This window comes from Thiosulfatimonas sediminis (assembly GCF_011398355.1).
In the GTDB taxonomy this organism is placed as follows: Bacteria; Pseudomonadota; Gammaproteobacteria; order Thiomicrospirales; family Thiomicrospiraceae; genus Thiomicrorhabdus; species Thiomicrorhabdus sediminis_A.
Map to the genome: position 1 here is coordinate 461,278 of NZ_AP021889.1, position 16,481 is coordinate 477,758.

General features: G+C 49.1%; 17 protein-coding genes. 13 read left to right on the plus strand and 4 right to left on the minus strand.

What is annotated here, in order from left to right; translation table 11 throughout:
* Nucleotides 1–30: 30 nt before the first annotated feature.
* The 13 genes from gspD to HRR27_RS02160 all read left to right on the plus strand — a co-directional run bounded on the left by gspD (nucleotide 31) and on the right by HRR27_RS02160 (nucleotide 12,928).
* A complete protein-coding gene (gspD, locus tag HRR27_RS02100; protein ID WP_243830865.1) occupies nucleotides 31–2,199 on the plus strand; it encodes a type II secretion system secretin GspD in 2,169 nt (722 codons plus the stop codon).
* Nucleotides 2,177–3,652, plus strand: a complete 1,476-nt coding sequence (gspE, locus tag HRR27_RS02105; RefSeq protein ID WP_173270207.1) for a type II secretion system ATPase GspE — start codon at nucleotides 2,177–2,179, stop codon at nucleotides 3,650–3,652. Before gspD ends, gspE begins: the two co-directional genes overlap by 23 nt.
* Nucleotides 3,653–3,654: 2 nt before the next feature.
* Nucleotides 3,655–4,869 carry a type II secretion system inner membrane protein GspF gene (gene gspF, locus HRR27_RS02110; RefSeq protein ID WP_173270210.1) on the plus strand — a complete coding sequence of 405 codons (1,215 nt, stop codon included), beginning with the start codon at nucleotides 3,655–3,657 and terminating at the stop codon, nucleotides 4,867–4,869.
* 5 nt (nucleotides 4,870–4,874) lie between these two features.
* Nucleotides 4,875–5,309 carry a type II secretion system major pseudopilin GspG gene (gene gspG, locus HRR27_RS02115; protein ID WP_173270213.1) on the plus strand — a complete coding sequence of 145 codons (435 nt, stop codon included), beginning with the start codon at nucleotides 4,875–4,877 and terminating at the stop codon, nucleotides 5,307–5,309.
* 12 nt (nucleotides 5,310–5,321) lie between these two features.
* Nucleotides 5,322–5,828 (plus strand): prepilin-type N-terminal cleavage/methylation domain-containing protein, encoded by a 507-nt coding sequence (locus tag HRR27_RS02120; RefSeq protein ID WP_173270217.1) that lies wholly within the window; start codon nucleotides 5,322–5,324, stop codon nucleotides 5,826–5,828.
* A 6-nt stretch (nucleotides 5,829–5,834) separates the two neighbouring features.
* Nucleotides 5,835–6,206, plus strand: coding sequence for a type II secretion system minor pseudopilin GspI (gene gspI / locus HRR27_RS02125; RefSeq protein WP_173270220.1), 372 nt, complete (start codon nucleotides 5,835–5,837; stop codon nucleotides 6,204–6,206).
* Nucleotides 6,196–6,969 (plus strand): type II secretion system minor pseudopilin GspJ, encoded by a 774-nt coding sequence (gene gspJ / locus HRR27_RS02130; protein ID WP_173270223.1) that lies wholly within the window; start codon nucleotides 6,196–6,198, stop codon nucleotides 6,967–6,969. Before gspI ends, gspJ begins: the two co-directional genes overlap by 11 nt.
* A complete protein-coding gene (gene gspK / locus HRR27_RS02135) occupies nucleotides 6,959–7,945 on the plus strand; it encodes a type II secretion system minor pseudopilin GspK (RefSeq protein ID WP_173270228.1) in 987 nt (328 codons plus the stop codon). The genes gspJ and gspK overlap by 11 nt, the downstream gene beginning before the upstream one ends.
* Nucleotides 7,929–9,104, plus strand: coding sequence for a type II secretion system protein GspL (gene gspL / locus HRR27_RS02140; protein WP_173270231.1), 1,176 nt, complete (start codon nucleotides 7,929–7,931; stop codon nucleotides 9,102–9,104). Before gspK ends, gspL begins: the two co-directional genes overlap by 17 nt.
* Complete coding sequence (gene gspM, locus HRR27_RS02145) at nucleotides 9,088–9,618, plus strand: type II secretion system protein GspM (protein WP_173270234.1); 531 nt, start codon at nucleotides 9,088–9,090, stop codon at nucleotides 9,616–9,618. Before gspL ends, gspM begins: the two co-directional genes overlap by 17 nt.
* 82 nt (nucleotides 9,619–9,700) lie before the next feature.
* The gene (locus tag HRR27_RS02150) at nucleotides 9,701–10,519 is read left to right on the plus strand and encodes a hypothetical protein (protein WP_173270237.1); all 819 of its coding nucleotides are present in this window, start codon (nucleotides 9,701–9,703) and stop codon (nucleotides 10,517–10,519) included.
* A gap of 19 nt (nucleotides 10,520–10,538) precedes the next feature.
* Entirely contained in the window at nucleotides 10,539–12,356 is a 1,818-nt protein-coding gene (locus HRR27_RS02155) for a S8 family serine peptidase (RefSeq protein ID WP_173270241.1), read from the plus strand.
* Nucleotides 12,356–12,928, plus strand: coding sequence for a hypothetical protein (locus HRR27_RS02160; protein WP_173270244.1), 573 nt, complete (start codon nucleotides 12,356–12,358; stop codon nucleotides 12,926–12,928). The genes HRR27_RS02155 and HRR27_RS02160 overlap by 1 nt, the downstream gene beginning before the upstream one ends.
* Before the next feature lie 58 nt (nucleotides 12,929–12,986).
* Here HRR27_RS02160 and HRR27_RS02165 read toward each other — a convergent pair whose 3' ends face one another.
* Genes HRR27_RS02165 through HRR27_RS02180 form a run of 4 tightly spaced genes read right to left on the minus strand, consistent with a single transcriptional unit; the run spans nucleotide 12,987 to nucleotide 16,475 of the window.
* On the minus strand, nucleotides 12,987–13,556 hold the full coding sequence (locus tag HRR27_RS02165) for a thioredoxin family protein (RefSeq protein WP_173270247.1): 570 nt from the start codon (nucleotides 13,554–13,556) through the stop codon (nucleotides 12,987–12,989).
* Nucleotides 13,557–13,576: 20 nt separating this feature from the next.
* Nucleotides 13,577–14,221: a hypothetical protein gene (locus HRR27_RS02170; protein ID WP_173270250.1), complete on the minus strand. Its 645-nt coding sequence runs from the start codon at nucleotides 14,219–14,221 to the stop codon at nucleotides 13,577–13,579.
* Nucleotides 14,222–14,241: 20 nt separating this feature from the next.
* A complete protein-coding gene (ubiB, locus tag HRR27_RS02175; protein ID WP_173270253.1) occupies nucleotides 14,242–15,858 on the minus strand; it encodes a ubiquinone biosynthesis regulatory protein kinase UbiB in 1,617 nt (538 codons plus the stop codon).
* Nucleotides 15,855–16,475 (minus strand): ubiquinone biosynthesis accessory factor UbiJ, encoded by a 621-nt coding sequence (locus HRR27_RS02180; protein WP_173270257.1) that lies wholly within the window; start codon nucleotides 16,473–16,475, stop codon nucleotides 15,855–15,857. Before HRR27_RS02180 ends, ubiB begins: the two co-directional genes overlap by 4 nt.
* Between the last annotated feature and the right edge of the window lie 6 nt (nucleotides 16,476–16,481).

A 16,481-nucleotide genomic window follows, 5' to 3' on the forward strand; every position in this document is an offset into this window, starting at 1 on the left:
AGATAGCATATGAGCGAAAAGGCATACTGCATGACACAGATTTTAAGGCTTAACTCAACCAGCAAATTACGCCAAGGCATTTTGCGCCTTGTTCTCGGCGGCTCTCTTATTTGTGCTGCCGCGCCAATCGGCAGTGTTTTGGCTGCCCCAGAGGAAATGGCAACCCAGAGTTTTGGGAATTTCCAAAACGTTGAACTCACCACGGTGATAGAAGCGGTGGCCAAATTGTCTGGACATAACTTTGTGATTGATCCACGGGTTAAAGGCAAGGTAACCCTGATTGCGCCGCAAGGAATGCATCCGGACGCACTTTACCAGACGTTATTATCGGTTTTGAGTGTGCATGGTTATGTCGCGGTGGATGCCGACGGAGTGACCAAAATCGTGCCAGCCAATATGGCGAAAGACCAGCTACCGTATCGCAACAACCGAGAAACCTCAGAAGATTGGGTGACCGAGGTGTTGGATGTGAGCAATGTTGAAGCGACGAAATTGGTGGCGATTTTGCGTCCTTTGGTCGCGCGTGAGGGCCATTTAGTCGGTTTGGCTGAGAGCAATCGCCTGATTATTACCGATACGGTCGCCAATATTCGTCGTATCAAAAGCATCTTACGTAAGGTGGATGTAAACAATTATGGTCAGTTTGAAGTCATTCAAATCGAACATGCCCCAGCGGATGATTTAGCCAAGACCGTAAAAGGATTGATTCCAAAAAATCAAGGTGGTACTGATGTGACCATCGCCGCAGATGAACGCTCTAACCGTATTATTTTGACGGGTGACGAGCAAAAACGCATGATGATGCGCGCCCTTTTGGCAGAGTTGGACGTGCCAACCTCCTCCGAAGGGCGTGTTCAAGTGATTTATCTGCGTTATGCCAAAGCCACTGATATTGTGCAAGTGCTGCAAAAAATAGCCAGTAACCAATCATTAGCCCAGTCGGGCTTAGGGGCTGATGAAGGTGCTCAGAGCGCGCCGGATACAGCCGTATCTCAGCCCGATTCGAACGATAAAGCACCCGCAGCGGTCGGCGGCACGACCGTGTTGATGAATGACAGTAAGCAACTTAAAGAGCGCATTAGCATTGAAGCGGATGAGCGTATGAATGCGCTGATTATCAGCGCACCAACACAAATTGTCAGCGCCTTAAAAGAGGTGATTCGCCAGTTGGATATTCGTCGCGCACAAGTGTTAATCGAGGCGATTTTTGTGGAAGTTTCCGAAGACCGTGCGGCCAATTTGGGCGTGGAATGGGGTGTTTTTGGCGAACAGGGTGCAGGGTTGATTAATTTCAGCGGTACCTTGCCGACCTTAATTGGCAATGTTGGTAATCCTTTGGCACAGGCCGCCGCCTTAGGTTCTGGGGTGAATTTTGCCGCCGGTCAATATAACGGTAACAATGGTTGGGCGGCTTTTTTAAAGGCGCTGAACAGTGATTCGGCCTCCAATATTTTAGCCACCCCCTCCCTATTGACTCTGGATAATGAAGAAGCGGAGATTTTGGTCGGTCGCGAAGTGCCTTTCCAAACGGGCAGTTACACCTCGACAGCCACCAGCGTGACCAATCCGTTTAGTACTATTGAGCGTAAAAATGTCGGCTTGAGCCTGAAAGTGAAACCGCAGATTAATGAAGGAGATGAGATTTATCTGGAAATCGATCAAGAAGTGTCTGACGTAATACCTAAAGGCGAAGCGGTGGATATTCAAACCACTAAGCGACAAATTAAGACGCGAGTGATTGTCGGTGACGGCAACGTGGTGGTATTAGGTGGTTTAATTGACGAGAAAGAGACGCAGGTTGATTCCAAAGTCCCTGGTTTGGGGGATATTCCCGGCCTTGGTGCGCTATTTCGCTCAACTGACAGCAGTCGTCAAAAAACTAATTTAATGGTTTTTTTGCGTCCGGTGATTGTGCGCGATAATCTCAAAAGCGATTTTTACAGTCGTCAAAAATACAATATGATTTTTGACGAGCAACAGCGTATTTTGCAACTGCCGCAGCGTTCGTGGATTAAACCTGGCTTGCGTCCGCAGTTACCGCAATACCAAGAGTGGCGCAATGATAACGCCACCGTTGCACCTGTTGATACGCCTGCCGCTTCGGCACCGATTGCGCCAAAAGCTGCGCCAACGCAAGCCCCCATTGAGTCGGAGTCGTCTGGATTTGGTGATAGTTATGATGCCTTCTATGACTTTTAATCTGCCATTTAGTTTTGCACGTAAGAATCAGCTTGTGCTCGAGCATCAAGAGGGGTTGAGCGTGTTATTCACCGAGCAAACCCCTTTGGCGGCCCTGCAAGACGTGCAGGCGCAATTGTGGATTTTGCATCCGCAGCAGTCGATTGAATGGCGCAAAGTTTCTGCTGAACAGCTTAGTCAAAAAGTGCAAGTCGCCTATGCCGATAGCGGCAGTAATTCGATTGATGTTGCGGATTCGATTCAGACGGATGATTTAGCGACAGTGTTTGCCGAATTGGGCGAACCCGAAGACTTGCTCGATAGCGCTGATGATGCGCCGATAATCAAATTACTCAATGCGGTCTTGACCGAAGCGATTCGCGCTGAAGCGTCTGATATTCATATTGAACCTTACGAGAATCAATTGCGGGTGCGTTTCCGAGTGGATGGCGTTTTAAAAACCGTACTTAGCCCCAAGCCTGGATTAGCATCGATGCTCGTGTCACGTATTAAAGTGATGGCGCGTCTGGATATCGCCGAGAAACGTATCCCACAAGATGGCCGCATGGCATTGAAGTTAGGCGGGCGCGCGGTTGATTTACGGGTTTCGACCCTGCCTTCGAGTTTTGGCGAACGTGTGGTATTGCGTCTGCTGGATAAGGGGGCGGAGCGCTTGACCTTAAAAGATTTAGGGATGCCAGCACGCATGGAGGCGGATGTCGCTAAGGCCTTGTCAAAAGCACATGGAATTTTTCTTGTGACTGGGCCAACCGGTTCCGGAAAGACCACCACACTGTACGCCGGTTTGATGGGACTCAACGACACACAGCGCAATATTATGACGATTGAAGATCCCGTTGAATACAACATCGACGGGATTAACCAGACGCAAGTCAATACCAAAGCGGATTTGACTTTTGCTCGTGGTTTGCGTGCGTTACTGCGACAAGACCCAGATGTGGTGATGATTGGTGAGATTCGTGACCCAGAAACCGCACAAATTGCAGTGCAAGCTTCGTTAACAGGGCATTTGGTGTTATCAACTCTGCACACCAATACTGCCGTTGGCGCTTTGACGCGTTTGCGCGATATGGGAACCGAAGCGTTTTTGTTGGCTTCCAGTTTGAATGGGGTTTTGGCGCAACGCTTGGTGCGTAAACTGTGTGTGCATTGTAAGCAGCCGCACACGGCGGACAGCGCCGAATGCGCTCAGCTCGGTGTGGCCAGTGCGACTGTCTATCAAGCGAACGGCTGTGACATTTGTCAGCACACCGGTTACGCCGGACGCATGGGGTTGTACGAGTTGTTGTTGGTCGATGATAAGGTGCGCTCGATGATTCATTCACAGCAGTCTGAAGCGGAGATTGATGCGTATTTGCGTCAATCGGCACCGTCTTTAAATCAGAGTGGTTTTCAAGCGGTGTTGGATGGAAAAACCAGTTTGGACGAAGTACTTCGTGTGACGCAAAATTAAGCATGGCTGTTTTTGAATATAAAGCCTTGACTCAACAAGGCAAAAGTAAAAAAGGGATGCTGGAAAGCGATTCTGAACGCTTGGCGCGCCAACAAATGCGCGACCAAGGGTTAATCCCGATTGCTTTACAAGAAGTCAAAGCCGCCAAACCAAGCAAATCGACCAGCAACTGGTTGCAAGCCAAGCTGGCGACCGAAGATTTAGCCTTATTCACGCGTGAATTGCATACCTTACTGGAAGCCGGCACACCGCTAAATAATGCCCTTAAAGCCTTAACTGAACAGGCTGAGAAGAAAGTGACTATGCGTTTTATTCGCAGTCTGCACTCTAAAGTGAGCGAAGGCTATTCGCTGACGCAGGCTTTACAGAAAGCGCCTTATAAAATTCCGGCCGACTATGTCGCAATCATTCAAGCCGGTGAACACAGTGGCCACTTGACCGAAGTGATGTCGCGTTTGGCAGACACCATCGAACAACGCGAGAAGATGAATAAAAAACTCAAAACAGCGATGATTTATCCGATTTTGATGGTTGTCGTTGCGTTTGCAATCGTGTTTTTTCTGATGGTGTATGTGGTGCCCAAAGTGGTCGGCGTGTTTGATAATATGCAGCAGACGTTACCTCCCTTAACGCAAGGATTACTCAGCGCCAGTGCTTTTGTGCAGACGCACTGGGGAGCGATGTTATTCACGGTGGTCGGCGTTTGGTTGTTATACCGTTGGCTTATGTCTCGCCCGAGCAGCCGCTTTAAGATACATCGTTTGTGGTTGCGTTTGCCGGGGGCGCGGAAGTTTTTGCTGTATTCTGCGGCGGCACGTTGGGCGCGTACTTTTGGGGTTTTGTTGGCCTCTGGCGTTACGGTACGAGATGCGATGACCATTTCCGCGGAAGTGATGACCATCGACCCGCTGAAAAAATCGGTGTTAGCCATGGTCGAGTTGGTACGCCAAGGCAAAAGTGTGCATTTTGCCATGCAGCAGTCGAAAGTGTTTCCCCCGCTGCTGTTGAACTTAGTTGGCACCGGCGAGGGCAAAGGGCAGCTGCATTCGATGCTATTGCGCGGCGCGCAACATTATGAAAATGAAGTAGAAAACGCGGCGGCAACGCTGGTCAGTTTGATTGAACCGATTTTGATTATGGTGATGGGCGCAGTTGTCTTGACGATTGTGCTCGCCATTATGTTGCCCATTTTTGAAATGAACCAAATGGTTGGATAATTTAGATGAAAAAACAAAATAACAGTAAACAACACGGTTTTACGTTGATTGAATTAATGGTTGTGGTCGTCATTTTGGCGGTTTTAGCCGGTTTTGTGGTACCCAAGTTAATGGATCGTCCGGATGAGGCGCGTTTGGTAAAAGCGAAACAGGACATTGGTGCAATCGCCTCGGCACTGCAATTGTATAAGTTGGATAACTATAATTATCCGACCACTGACCAAGGGCTTGAGGCTTTAGTGAGCCAGCCAACGGATGACCCACAACCGAAAAACTGGAAAAAACTGTTGGATAATCTGCCGCTTGACCCTTGGGGAAATCCCTATTTGTATCTGATGCCAGGCGAACACGGTGAATTTGATTTATATACCTTAGGGGCCGATGGGATGGACGGTGGCGAGGACATCAATGCCACCATCGGCAACTGGCAAGCAAAGTAGACGCTGCTTGAAATGATGCGCCAGCGCGGCTTTACGCTGCTTGAATTAATGGTCGTGTTGTTGGTTATTGGTGTGCTTTTGTCTGCTGGAATGCTGAGTTTGCAGAACAATGACGCCGCCCAGTCGCGTGAACAAGCGGCTAAAATCCAAGGCCTGTTTAAGCAGGCGCAAGATCAAGCGACTTGGACGCAACGTACTCATTTAGTGGGTGTGAGTGCGCAAGGTTTACAGGTGTATCAATGGTCGCAAGGGCGTTGGCAGACTGCCAGTAAGCTGCAACCTCTTTCTTGGTCGGCGCTGTGGACTGTCGAATGGCAGTTGCCACTCAATCAGCCGCCATTCTTTTTGGTTGACGATGCTCGCCAAGTGACTTTGGCGGGTTGGTTGCTGTTGCCCAATGGTGAGGCGCAGTTGGGCCAGATTTCTTGGCAATTAACAAACCAAGGGGGCGATGCGCCACTGAGCGTATTGCAATGGGATAGGTGGTTAAATTTTGAACTCCTCGCTGAGATGGAATAGAGCGCAGTGAAAAAACGTCAATCGGGTTTTACGCTTATTGAGGTGCTGATTGCTTTAGTGATTGCTGCAATTGCTTTGGCTGCGTTAAGTCGAACCATGGGCATGACGACGCACAACCAGACGCTGTTAGAGGAAAAAGTGCTGGCCACTTGGGTGGCACAAAATGCGCTTTTGCAAGAGCAGCTTGGCGGCCAGCTTAACGGTGCTGATAAAAAAGTACAGATGCTCGGACGAACTTGGCTTGTCGAGCAGAAAATAGAACCGACCCAGTTGCCAGAGTTTAGAAAATTGAGCATCGAAGTGCGCCAGCAGAATGCATCTGGCGATGGCTCGCTTAGTGCTCGTTTAGTGAGTGTGGTTAGCGCGGATGGATTGTAAACCGCGGATTCGCCAACAAGGGTTTACCCTGATTGAATTGCTGATTGCGATGAGCATTGCAGCCGTTATCAGTTTGATGGCTTATCAAAGTATTGATGCCAGTGTTCGCTCTAATCAGATATTAGAGCGTCATCAACAAGATTTACGTCAGGTGCAATCCGCTTGGTGGTGGTTGGAGCAAGATTTAATGCAACTGGCGCCGCGGGCAGTGAGCGACGGTTTGGGCGGTACATTGCCTGCTTTGGCTTACCGTACCGATATTCCGCTGGAGTTTAGTCGCTTCAGCGTGGCCGATAGCCCTTTGGCACAGGCTGGACGTTATGGTGTGCTGCGAGTCGCTTATCTGTTCGAGGGGAGTGAGTTGATACGTTTGCAATGGCCGGTGTCAGATCGCGCCCCTGATTCACAGCCCAGTCGCCGAGTGTTATTGCAAGACGTGCAACAATTTGCGTTGCGCTTTTTAGATCAAAACGGACAGTGGCAAAGCAGTTGGCCGCCGGTTAATCAAACGCCGGCATCGTTGAATAATCGCCTGCCTAAAGCGCTGGAAGTCAGTATGCAAACTGCACAAGGAGAGGTGCGTCGCCTGTTTGCGGGTGTGGATTGGTTGGATTTCAATCCGTATACAACCGCGACCTCGGCAGCCGAAAATTCATCGGATACGTCGTCTGAAAGTACGCCGCAAGCTCCGACTCCCGAGGTTAATGCCACGGACAGCATCGAAGTGTCCGTGCCTCCGCCGGAGTTGTTGGATGCTAATTAAACAGCGCGGTTTTGCCTTAATAACGGTCTTGCTGGTTGCGGCTTTGGTGGCGATTATCAGTAGCCAGTTGCTCGGTCAACAAAATGCCCAAATTCAACGCAGTGGTTATATGTTGCATCAAGCCCAAGCGTTAAGTGTTGCTTGGGGATTGGAAAGTTGGGTTAAACAAGGTTTAAAGCTGGATGGACAAAATAACAAAACCGATCATTTAAACGAAGTTTGGGCGCAAGCTTTACCACCGATTGCGTTTGAGGACGGTGAAATAAGCGGCGTGTTGCTTGATGCGCAAGCCAATCTCAATGTGAATAATTTGCTTTTGCCGGTCGCCAATCCGCCGCAAGAGGGGACGAGCAGCGCCGAACAATTATGGCAGCAAGTGTTTGATCGTTACGCCGAACAGCAGGGGATAAATCAGCCCTTGGCAGATGTGATTGGTGACTGGATTGATCAGGATTCCGAGCCGCGTATACGTGGTGCTGAAACCGATCAATATCTGTTGAGGCAGCCGGCCTACCGTGCCGCTAATGTCTTGATGGTCAGCACGCAAGAAGTGTTGAACTTACAGGGCATGAGTGAGTTGGATTATGCTCAGCAGCAACGTTTAATAATGCATTTAAGCGCATTGCCCAAGAGCGTTCCGGTGAATATTAATACGGCACCGGAGGCGGTGTTAATGGCGTTAAGCGATTGGATGACCCCGCAGCTGGTGCAAGCTTGGCTCAGCGAGCGTTTAGTCACACCGGCCGATGGGCTAGAAAATTTTTATCAATTTTTAGTGCAAGCATCGGGGTTGACTCAGGCGGAGATTACCCAAGCGTTACCGCAGAGTTTGATTGCGGTGCGTAGCGAATTTTTTATCTTACATGGACGAGTCGATTTTGGCTTGGCGCAGCAACAGGTGTCTGCGCTCTTTTACCGTGATCCAGAAAACCAAGTGAAGTTACTCCAAAGGTGGTTAAGTGTCCCTGAATCCTAATCCAACGCATCAAAATCACGCTGACGTAAACGTCGGTGCGCTGCGTTTTAATCGCCAAGGTGAATTGCACTGGCAGCAGTGGCAAGATGAGCGTCTGCAGAGTGAGCCTGTGGCTAAATTGTTGCAGCAAGGGCGGATAACAAGGGCGCAGCTCTTGGCGTTTGGCGTAATCTGGGTGCCGACTGAGTTATTGGTGTTGACTGAAGTGACATTGCCCGCTAAAAGACGTGCTGAGATTGATGCTGCTCTGCCTTTTGCGATGGAAGAGCAGTTGGCACAGCCGGTGGAAAGCTATCATTTTGTGATTTTGGATAAACAAGTGCACGCTAAGGGGGCGGTTTTGCAAGTCGCTGCGGTTGCCAGAACACAGATGCAAGCGTGGATTGCTGCGATAAAATCGTTGAATTTGGACTCTTTAGTTTTGGTGGCGGACTGTTTTGCATTGCCCTTGCATAAAGGACAAGCCGTCTGTTTAACCACGCCGATGGAGGGTGGAATATCCTTATGTCGTACCGGCCAAAGTGTGGGTGTGGCTCTGCCTGCGCCAGTGTTGACGCTAAAGGGTTTAGAGCATGCCGAATCGGTTCAATGGTCGCAAGCGTTGTGGGCCAAAGCGGCTTACAGTGCTCTGCAGTGGCGTGAATTATCTGCTTTGAATTTAAGGATTGGCGAGTTCAGTGCGCAACAGCGCACGCAAATCGGCAAACTGTGGTTATGGCCAAATTTGGCGGCGGGTGTCTTAATGGTCACCATGTTGGGTTCGTTGTATTTGAGCAGTCAGCAAGCGTTACAAGACGCACAAGCTTATCAAGTGCAGAGTGAACAACTGTTTCGAGCGATGTTTCCTGAAGTGAAACGGGTGGTGAATCTAAAGGCGCAGACGCTGAGCCGTCTACAGCCCGCGGCAGAGGCGCAGAACGCGCAATTGATGCCGTTGATTTATCAGTTAGAGCCACTATTGACTCAGGCCGATGGTGTTTTGATAGATGAAATCCGTTGGAATCAAAGCCGTGCTACTTTACAGCTAAAAGTACGCGCTTTGCAAAGTCGTCAGTTACAGTTGCTGGAACCGAGATTAGCGAACATCAATGGCAAATTAAGTATTAACAGTGTGACCCCGGAAGCGGCATTAGGAGTGATTGATGTGGTTGCAAATTGAGCAAATGTTAACGTCTCTCAAGTTCCGTTTTAACCAGTTTTGGTTGCCTCTGGCGCAGCGCGAAAAAAACCTTTTGAGCGCGCTGGCCGTGTTTTTGGTTTGGGTGCTGCTGTACGCCTTTTTGTGGTTGCCGATGCAGCACAGCCAAACGCAAGCCGAGCAGAAGTTGCACGCCGCGCAGCAGCAATGGCAGTGGTTGCAGCAGCAGATTCCGGCTTGGCAAAAACGTGCTGGTGATTCACAGAGTGTTCAGGTGCAAGACCGTAATCAGTTAATGAGTATGGTGCAGTCCAGTTTGCGCCAGATGAATTTACATCAGCAAATTAGCAGCATCGATTTAACCAATAAGGGCGTGAAGGTGGTGTTTAAAGATGTTGCTGCCAGCCGCTTGTTTCAGTGGTTAGCCACTTTAGAACAGCAGGGCGTGAGCAGTGATAAAGTGCAAATAACTCCGAATAGCGAAGCCGCCAAGCAAGGCTTTGCCGCCGCGCAAATTGATTTTGTTTCTCCTTAGTTGTTCATTTTGCTTTGTTTGGCGTCAACTGAACCGGTCTGGCAATTCTTGAGACAAATTTACTCTTAACCACTGAGCGCTTATGAAAGTCACGAAATCCCGACCAATTTTGCTACTATCCCTATTTGCTATTGGGGTTTTAACGGTCTCGTTATTCAGTCATCTACAGGTCGCTTTACTGGCTGACAACTGGCTCGATAAAAAGTTGCTGAACCCCGTTGTGTTGAGTGAATGGCAAGGGGATTTGCTGGACGGTTCGGCCAATGTGGCGCTCTCCTTTAAGCAAGGTAATCAGTCCATAGGTCGTTTGACTTGGCAAAATTCACCGAGCGCAGGTGGTTTTTTAGCACCACAAATGCGTGTTCAGTTGCAGGGGCTGCAAAGTCGTTTGCAGTTTTTGGCGGTGTATTCTGTATTGGCATCCTCGCGGCAGTTGAGTCTTCAAGATTCACATCTTAGCAGCGTTGATTTGCAACCGTTCTGGCAGTTGAATCGCGATTACGGTCGCTGGTTAACGGGTGTGGAATGGCGATTAAGCGGATTAAATCTACAAGCTGATTGGACTGCGCAATCGGATTGGCCAAGCCAAGCAGGTGGCCGAGCTCAACTACTGGATTTGCAGTTTATGGGCGAAGAATTTCCGCCGATTAATTTACAGTTAGAGCAACACGAGCAAGCGTTGGTAGTGACTATTCAGGCTCAGCAAGGATGGCGTTTAGCGGGTGAGATTCGTTTAACGCCCGTTTTTAACGGTCAAAATGTGCAAGCCATTGCTTACCAAGGGTCAATCGAGGTTCAGGCGGACAGTGCAGAGGCTTTACCAAATTGGGCAAGTTTAATGCGTCCCCAAGGTGAGCGCGCTGCGACCACAACATTTACAGGGCAGTTGGTACTCAATTAACTGTGCCAAGGGGGGGTTCATGACAGATTCTTCGGTGCAGCCAGTGCGCTTGATGAGCGATGCTTTTCATTTGCGATGGTTTACGCTAGTGCCCTTGCTTGCCGCGGCATTATTAAGTGCTTGTGGTGGCGGCTCGTCTGAAGATCCTGCTCCGGTTCCGGTGATTCAGCCGGATGTGGCGATTGCCAGTTTCGACGATCCTTTGGTCGGTTATCAGTGGTATCTGGAAAGTATTCGTGCGGTTAGTCAGGGGGACTATGTGCGCAATCGCAGCGGCGATTTAATCACCGGCAATCAAGTGCGAGTGGCGGTGATTGACACTGGATTGGAAATTACGCACCCTGACATTCAGGAAAATCTGACACCAAACGCGTCTTACAATTTTTTTACGCGAGGGAGCGACCCCGCGCCAAACACCACCACCGAAGGGGATCATGGTACCGCGGTAGCAGGCCTGCTGGCTGCAAGGGGCGGCAATTCGAAGGGGATGATTGGGGTGGCGCCCAGTGCCGAATTACGCGCGTTTAAAATATTAAACTCCGAGGGGGTTACCAATATTTCGATTACGGATCAATTGGCCGCGATTGGTTACGACCCGCAGATCAATCATCCAAGCTTAGTTACATCGGATTTGGCGGTGTTTAATTTGAGTTACGGCTTTCCGATCACCTATGACCCGACGCCGAATGCAGGCGCTTATGATAGTTATTATGATCCGTTATTCCTTGGTTTAGAAAGCGGCACGCAAACCCTTCGTGCCGGCAAGGGCGCGCTCTATGTTAAGGCGGCCGGTAATGAATTTGAAAAAATTGATACCAGTGGTTCGTGCGCGCAAGCCAATCAGTATGATGTCACCTGTTTTAATACCAATTTTGAACCTGATCAGACCATCCCTTATGTGATTCCGATTGGTGCTTACTCAACCGATGATAAAAAAGCGTGGTTTTCAAATACGGGTTCTGCCTTGTGGCTTACTGCGCCGGGAGTGACGGTTCTCTCAACCGACCAGTCGGGATGTGCCACTGGCTACAGTCAAATTAACAATGGCACTCGCACAGATAGTGCTTTGGCAACGGTTGATGAGAATTGCGATTACATCAGTTATTTTGGCGGGAGTTCAGCAGCAACACCAATCGTCAGTGGTGCCTTGGCCTTGTTGTTAGAAGCCAATCCCAATTTAACTTGGCGAGATGCCAAACACATTCTTGCTTTGAGTGCGCGTAAAATTGACGCCAATCTAAGTGGTAAAACGTTGAGTGTTCCAGCCGTGGCGATTGAACAAGGTTGGGTGACGAATGCGGCGAATATTCCGTTCTCAAATTATTACGGTTTTGGTGCTTTGGATGTGAGTGCAGCCGTGGCGATGGCAACCGATAATTATCAGTCTTTACCGGCGTTACAACTTATCGGCGGCGATGATGACCGCCGCCTGTTCGGTTCAGTGACTAATGGCGGTGCAATTGCCGATAAGAGTGCTGTTGGTATCACCGAACGATTGAATGTAAATCAAACAGATAATTTACAAGTAGAGAGTGTTCGCTTGACCTTGTCGATGACGGCTCAAGGCGCGCTGAGTAATTTCGATTTTAGCGATTATGTGATTACCTTGATTTCGCCTTCCGGTACACAAAGTATTGTGATGACGCCGTTCACCGGATTTGACAAGCAGAGCGCAGTCACTGATTTGCCGATGATCAGTCACGCTTTTTATGGGGAGCGTTTAAACGGTGATTGGCAGTTAAAAATTCAGGATGTCGATTCGCAATCCGGATTGACTGGGCTAGGGAAACTGGTCGATTGGTCACTCTCTTTTTATGCACATGAGGCACAAGAATAATGAAATCGCGGTTGAAGTCTTCTCTGCACGCGGCGCTGTTTGCGACCCTGTTGAGCAGTAGCGCTGCGCAAGCGTATTTGCTGCCCTGTCAATTAGTGACTCAGATGGCTGGAACGGAAATCTACGAAGCGCAGTTACAGCGCGTAGCCTCACTCTTAGCGCCGCAAGACTTGCCCGCTGAACTTGATTTGGCGTTATTGCAACGCCACGGCGGTTGGTATATTTATCACACTCCGCAAGTGTGGTTTAGCAAGCAGACCTGTGGCCCTTTAGACAAAACATTCAACGACAAGCATTATGCGTTTATGCCGGTGCTGTTGAATAAGAAAACCGGTAATAATGCTGTGTTGACGGGCACCTTTGTGTTGCGTACCTATCGACCAGAACATCTGCAAGAGGTAATCGATCGTTATGGGTTTAAGATGGTGACGCGGTTGCCGAAAGACGATATGGCAATTATTGACGTCAAACCAATTCAGTCATACGACGACATGATTGAGGCGTTGGATAAGGATCGAGATGTCGATTTGATTGCACCGATAATGAGTGAGCCGCGTTTTAGACCGCGCTAACCAAAAAAGGGGGAGAAGTTAGATTCTGCCCCTTTTTTTGATGTCCATCGCGAGAGTGTTATTGCGGCTGGTAGTTCACTTTGCTCTCTTCGACCATCTTGTAGATGTCGACGCGTTTATCATTACCGAGTTTTGCCAGTGCTTGATTGATGGCGCGTTCTAGGTTGCCAGGATAAAATTCTTCGAGTGTTAAGCCGATAATCGGATCAGCAATTTGGTTGCCTTCGCCATCAAAAAATAAGGTTGTAGGTGCCACGATAACCCCCAATTTCGGTCCTAGGGTTTTCATTTCGATGTCGCTGCCATTAAAGTCTTTCATCATCCAATGTGACTTGTCTAATACCAGTTGGCTGAACTGGGCGTAGTTTTCCAAATCCGTCGTTTGCAGCAGCGGATAAAGAATGTTTTGTTCCAGTTTTTTACAGTAGTTACACCATGTGGCGGTGGCAAAAATCACCACAGGTACTTTGTTTTTGGTGGCAATCTGTCCCGACTTTTGTAAATCCACCGCCAATGGCAGGATTTCACCCGCATGAGCATCCGAATTGACGCTAAGGAGGGCGATGCTGAGAGTGAGTACCGCGCTAAGTTGACGCATTTTTGTGGATAAAAAAATTGGTTTGAGCATATCCATTCTCCTGATCTGGGTTAGCGTTGTTTGCGTAATTTGCAATACATCGGTTTAACGCCCAGCTCTTCAATATAAGCTTTTATTTGCAATTGTTCTTGTCCGCTGATGGCTAAGCGTTGCTTGTATTCCGCACCACAGTCCCATTTACCATCACTAACAAAGCGAATTTGGTCGTTACTCGCTTGACGATATAGCTGTAATTCTACTGCGCTTCCCTCTTGGCGATAATGAAGATAGGCTGGCAGGCTTTGGGTCTTGCCATTTTGCGGATTGCGCAGTTGCAGTTGGATGGCTTTGTTTTCTGAACGGGCGATGCTAAAACTCTCTGGACGAAGCTGCCAAGTGACCTTGTCGCGTTGCATCTCGCCCTGCAGAATATTGACGCGTACTACATTGCTTTGCATCGGGTTTTTATAGAGATGTTGCAGGCGTTTTTTTTCTTCCAATTCCACTTGCAGTTGCAGTTCGCGTGCACGATTGTCAGCGTCTTGTTGCACTCGCGCTTGTTCGGCATCGATTTGTTGCTGTTTGAGCAGTAGCTGTTCGCGCGCTTGCGGGCTGAGTTGTTTCCACTGTTCATCGTTCATCCCAACTGGGTTTGATGAGCAGCCGTACAATAATGGCAGGGTGAAGAAAGAGATCAATAGGAAACGGGAAATCATTTAATACTCCAATCGCGTGGTTATTTTTTTAAAGCGAAATAAGCGGCAAGGGCCCAGATAATCGCAACCGCTGAGAAATCTAAATAAATTTCTAATTGAGCGATTAAAATCGGCAGCAGCACAAGGATAATCGCGATATTGCGATGCCGTGCAATGCGGTTTTGTTGTACCAGCGCTTGTTCGATGCGCACGAGTTGCTCAGATTGCAGGCCCATACCGCCATGCGCCATTTTATTAAGCGTGCTGTGCAGCAGGCCGGGTAAAGTCGGCGCTTGCTCGATCCAGAACGGCAGGTTGGCTTTGATGTTTTTTGCCAAACCTTTCGGCCCGACGCGCTCTTTCATCCAATCTTCAAGGAAAGGTTTGGCGGTATCCCATAAATCCAGTTCGTCATCTAATTGGCGGCCTAACCCTTCAATGTTCAATAGGGTTTTTTGCAGTAGCACTAATTGTGGTTGAATTTCCATCCCAAAACGACGCGCGGTTTGAAATAGACGCATTAATACCAGACCAAACGAAATCTCTTTTAGCGGACGATCCCAAATCGGTTCACAGACCGAGCGAATTGCCGATTCCAGTTCATTGACACGGGTATGGCGCGGCACCCATTCTGATTCGATATGCAGTTCGGAAACGCGCAGATAGTCGCGGTTAAAAAAGGCTAAAAAGTTTTCCGCCAGATAGCGTTGATCTTCCGGCGTGAGCGTGCCCATGATGCCGAAATCAATCGCGGCATAGCGTCCGTCTGGCAGAACAAAAATATTGCCTGGGTGCATATCTGCGTGGAAGAAGTTGTGTTTGAACACTTGCGTAAAGAAGATAATCACGCCTTTGGCGGAGAGGTCTTTTAAATCCACACCCGCTTCGATCAGCTTCTCGGTTTCTGAGATGCGAATGCCATAAATGCGCTCCATCGTCATCACGTTCTCTGCGGTATGCGACCAGTAAATTTCTGGCACATACAGCAGGTCAGAACCTTCAAAGTTACGTTTTAATTGTGCCGCATTGGATGCCTCGCGAACCATGTCGAGTTCGTCGAGAATGGTTTTTTCAAACTCTGCGACCACTTCCACCGGATGCAAGCGCTTGGCGATTTTAACGGCCTTTTCAAACAAACTGGCGAGCATAAACATGATAGCCACGTCTTGTTCAATGACTGGCTTAATGTCAGGGCGTACCACTTTAACCACCACTTCTTGCCCATCCGGCAGTTTTGCAGCGTGCACTTGTGCAATCGACGCAGATGCCATCGGCATAGGGTCGAATTCGCTAAAAGCCTCGTTGACGCTTTTGCCCAGTGCTTTTTCAATCAGTTCGAGCGAGTGTTTTTCATCAAACGGTGGACAGTCGTCCTGTAATTTGGCAAGTTCAATCGCGATGTCGTGTGGTAGCAAATCTTTGCGTGTGGAGAGCGCCTGGCCGAGTTTAATAAAAATTGGCCCCAGCTCTTCCAACGCTAAGCGAATGCGTTCGCCACGGCTTAATTTGGAACGGCTTTTCCAGTTCCATGGCAATAGGGCGTTAAACCAGACCAGCCACGCGAACTTGGTGCCACCAAGCACCATTTTGTCGATTTCGTAATGCGCGAGAACGCGGTTGATTTTAATGAGACGGCGAAGTTGGCGAATGGCTTTCATACAGGCGTGTGTCGTTTAATGAGTTGATGAATGCGAGCGTCTAGCTGCTCGAGGTCTTGACTGAGTTGTGTAACGTCTTGATTAAAGTGTCGCACTTGCGAGGGTGTTGGAACCGCATTGATCTCAAATTGCAGATACTCTTTGAGTGTCTGTTCGATGCTTGCGCGTTGGCGGCGTTTTAGTTCCAAGTATGAGCGCACCCCATGGCCAACTTTAAACGCGATAAAGTCACCGGTTAGGCTGGCGAGATGTTCTTCCCAGTCGATTTCGATATGCGCTAGAGCGTTTAAAAACTGTTCGCCCAAGGCGCGTTCACCATCGAAATGAAACGCATCAAGTTTTGGGTGGTCTGCGGCTAAGCCAAGCCAAGCGCTTGCCGGTGCGGTAATGCTGGCATCTGCAGCGCCGCTTAAATGGCTCTGTACGCTGATTTGGCTTTCAGCAAGCAGGCAGTATAAGGGCGTTTTCAGCGGCGCTATGTGTAGCTCAATAACACGGCCTGTCGGGAGTTTATCGAACGCTTGACCGTGTTCGATATCCAGTTTGCGCGCTTGTTGTAAGGCGCTCTCCAAGGCGTAGGCTAAGAGTGCGGCAGTGCGGGAAAAATCGGCAGACATAAACAC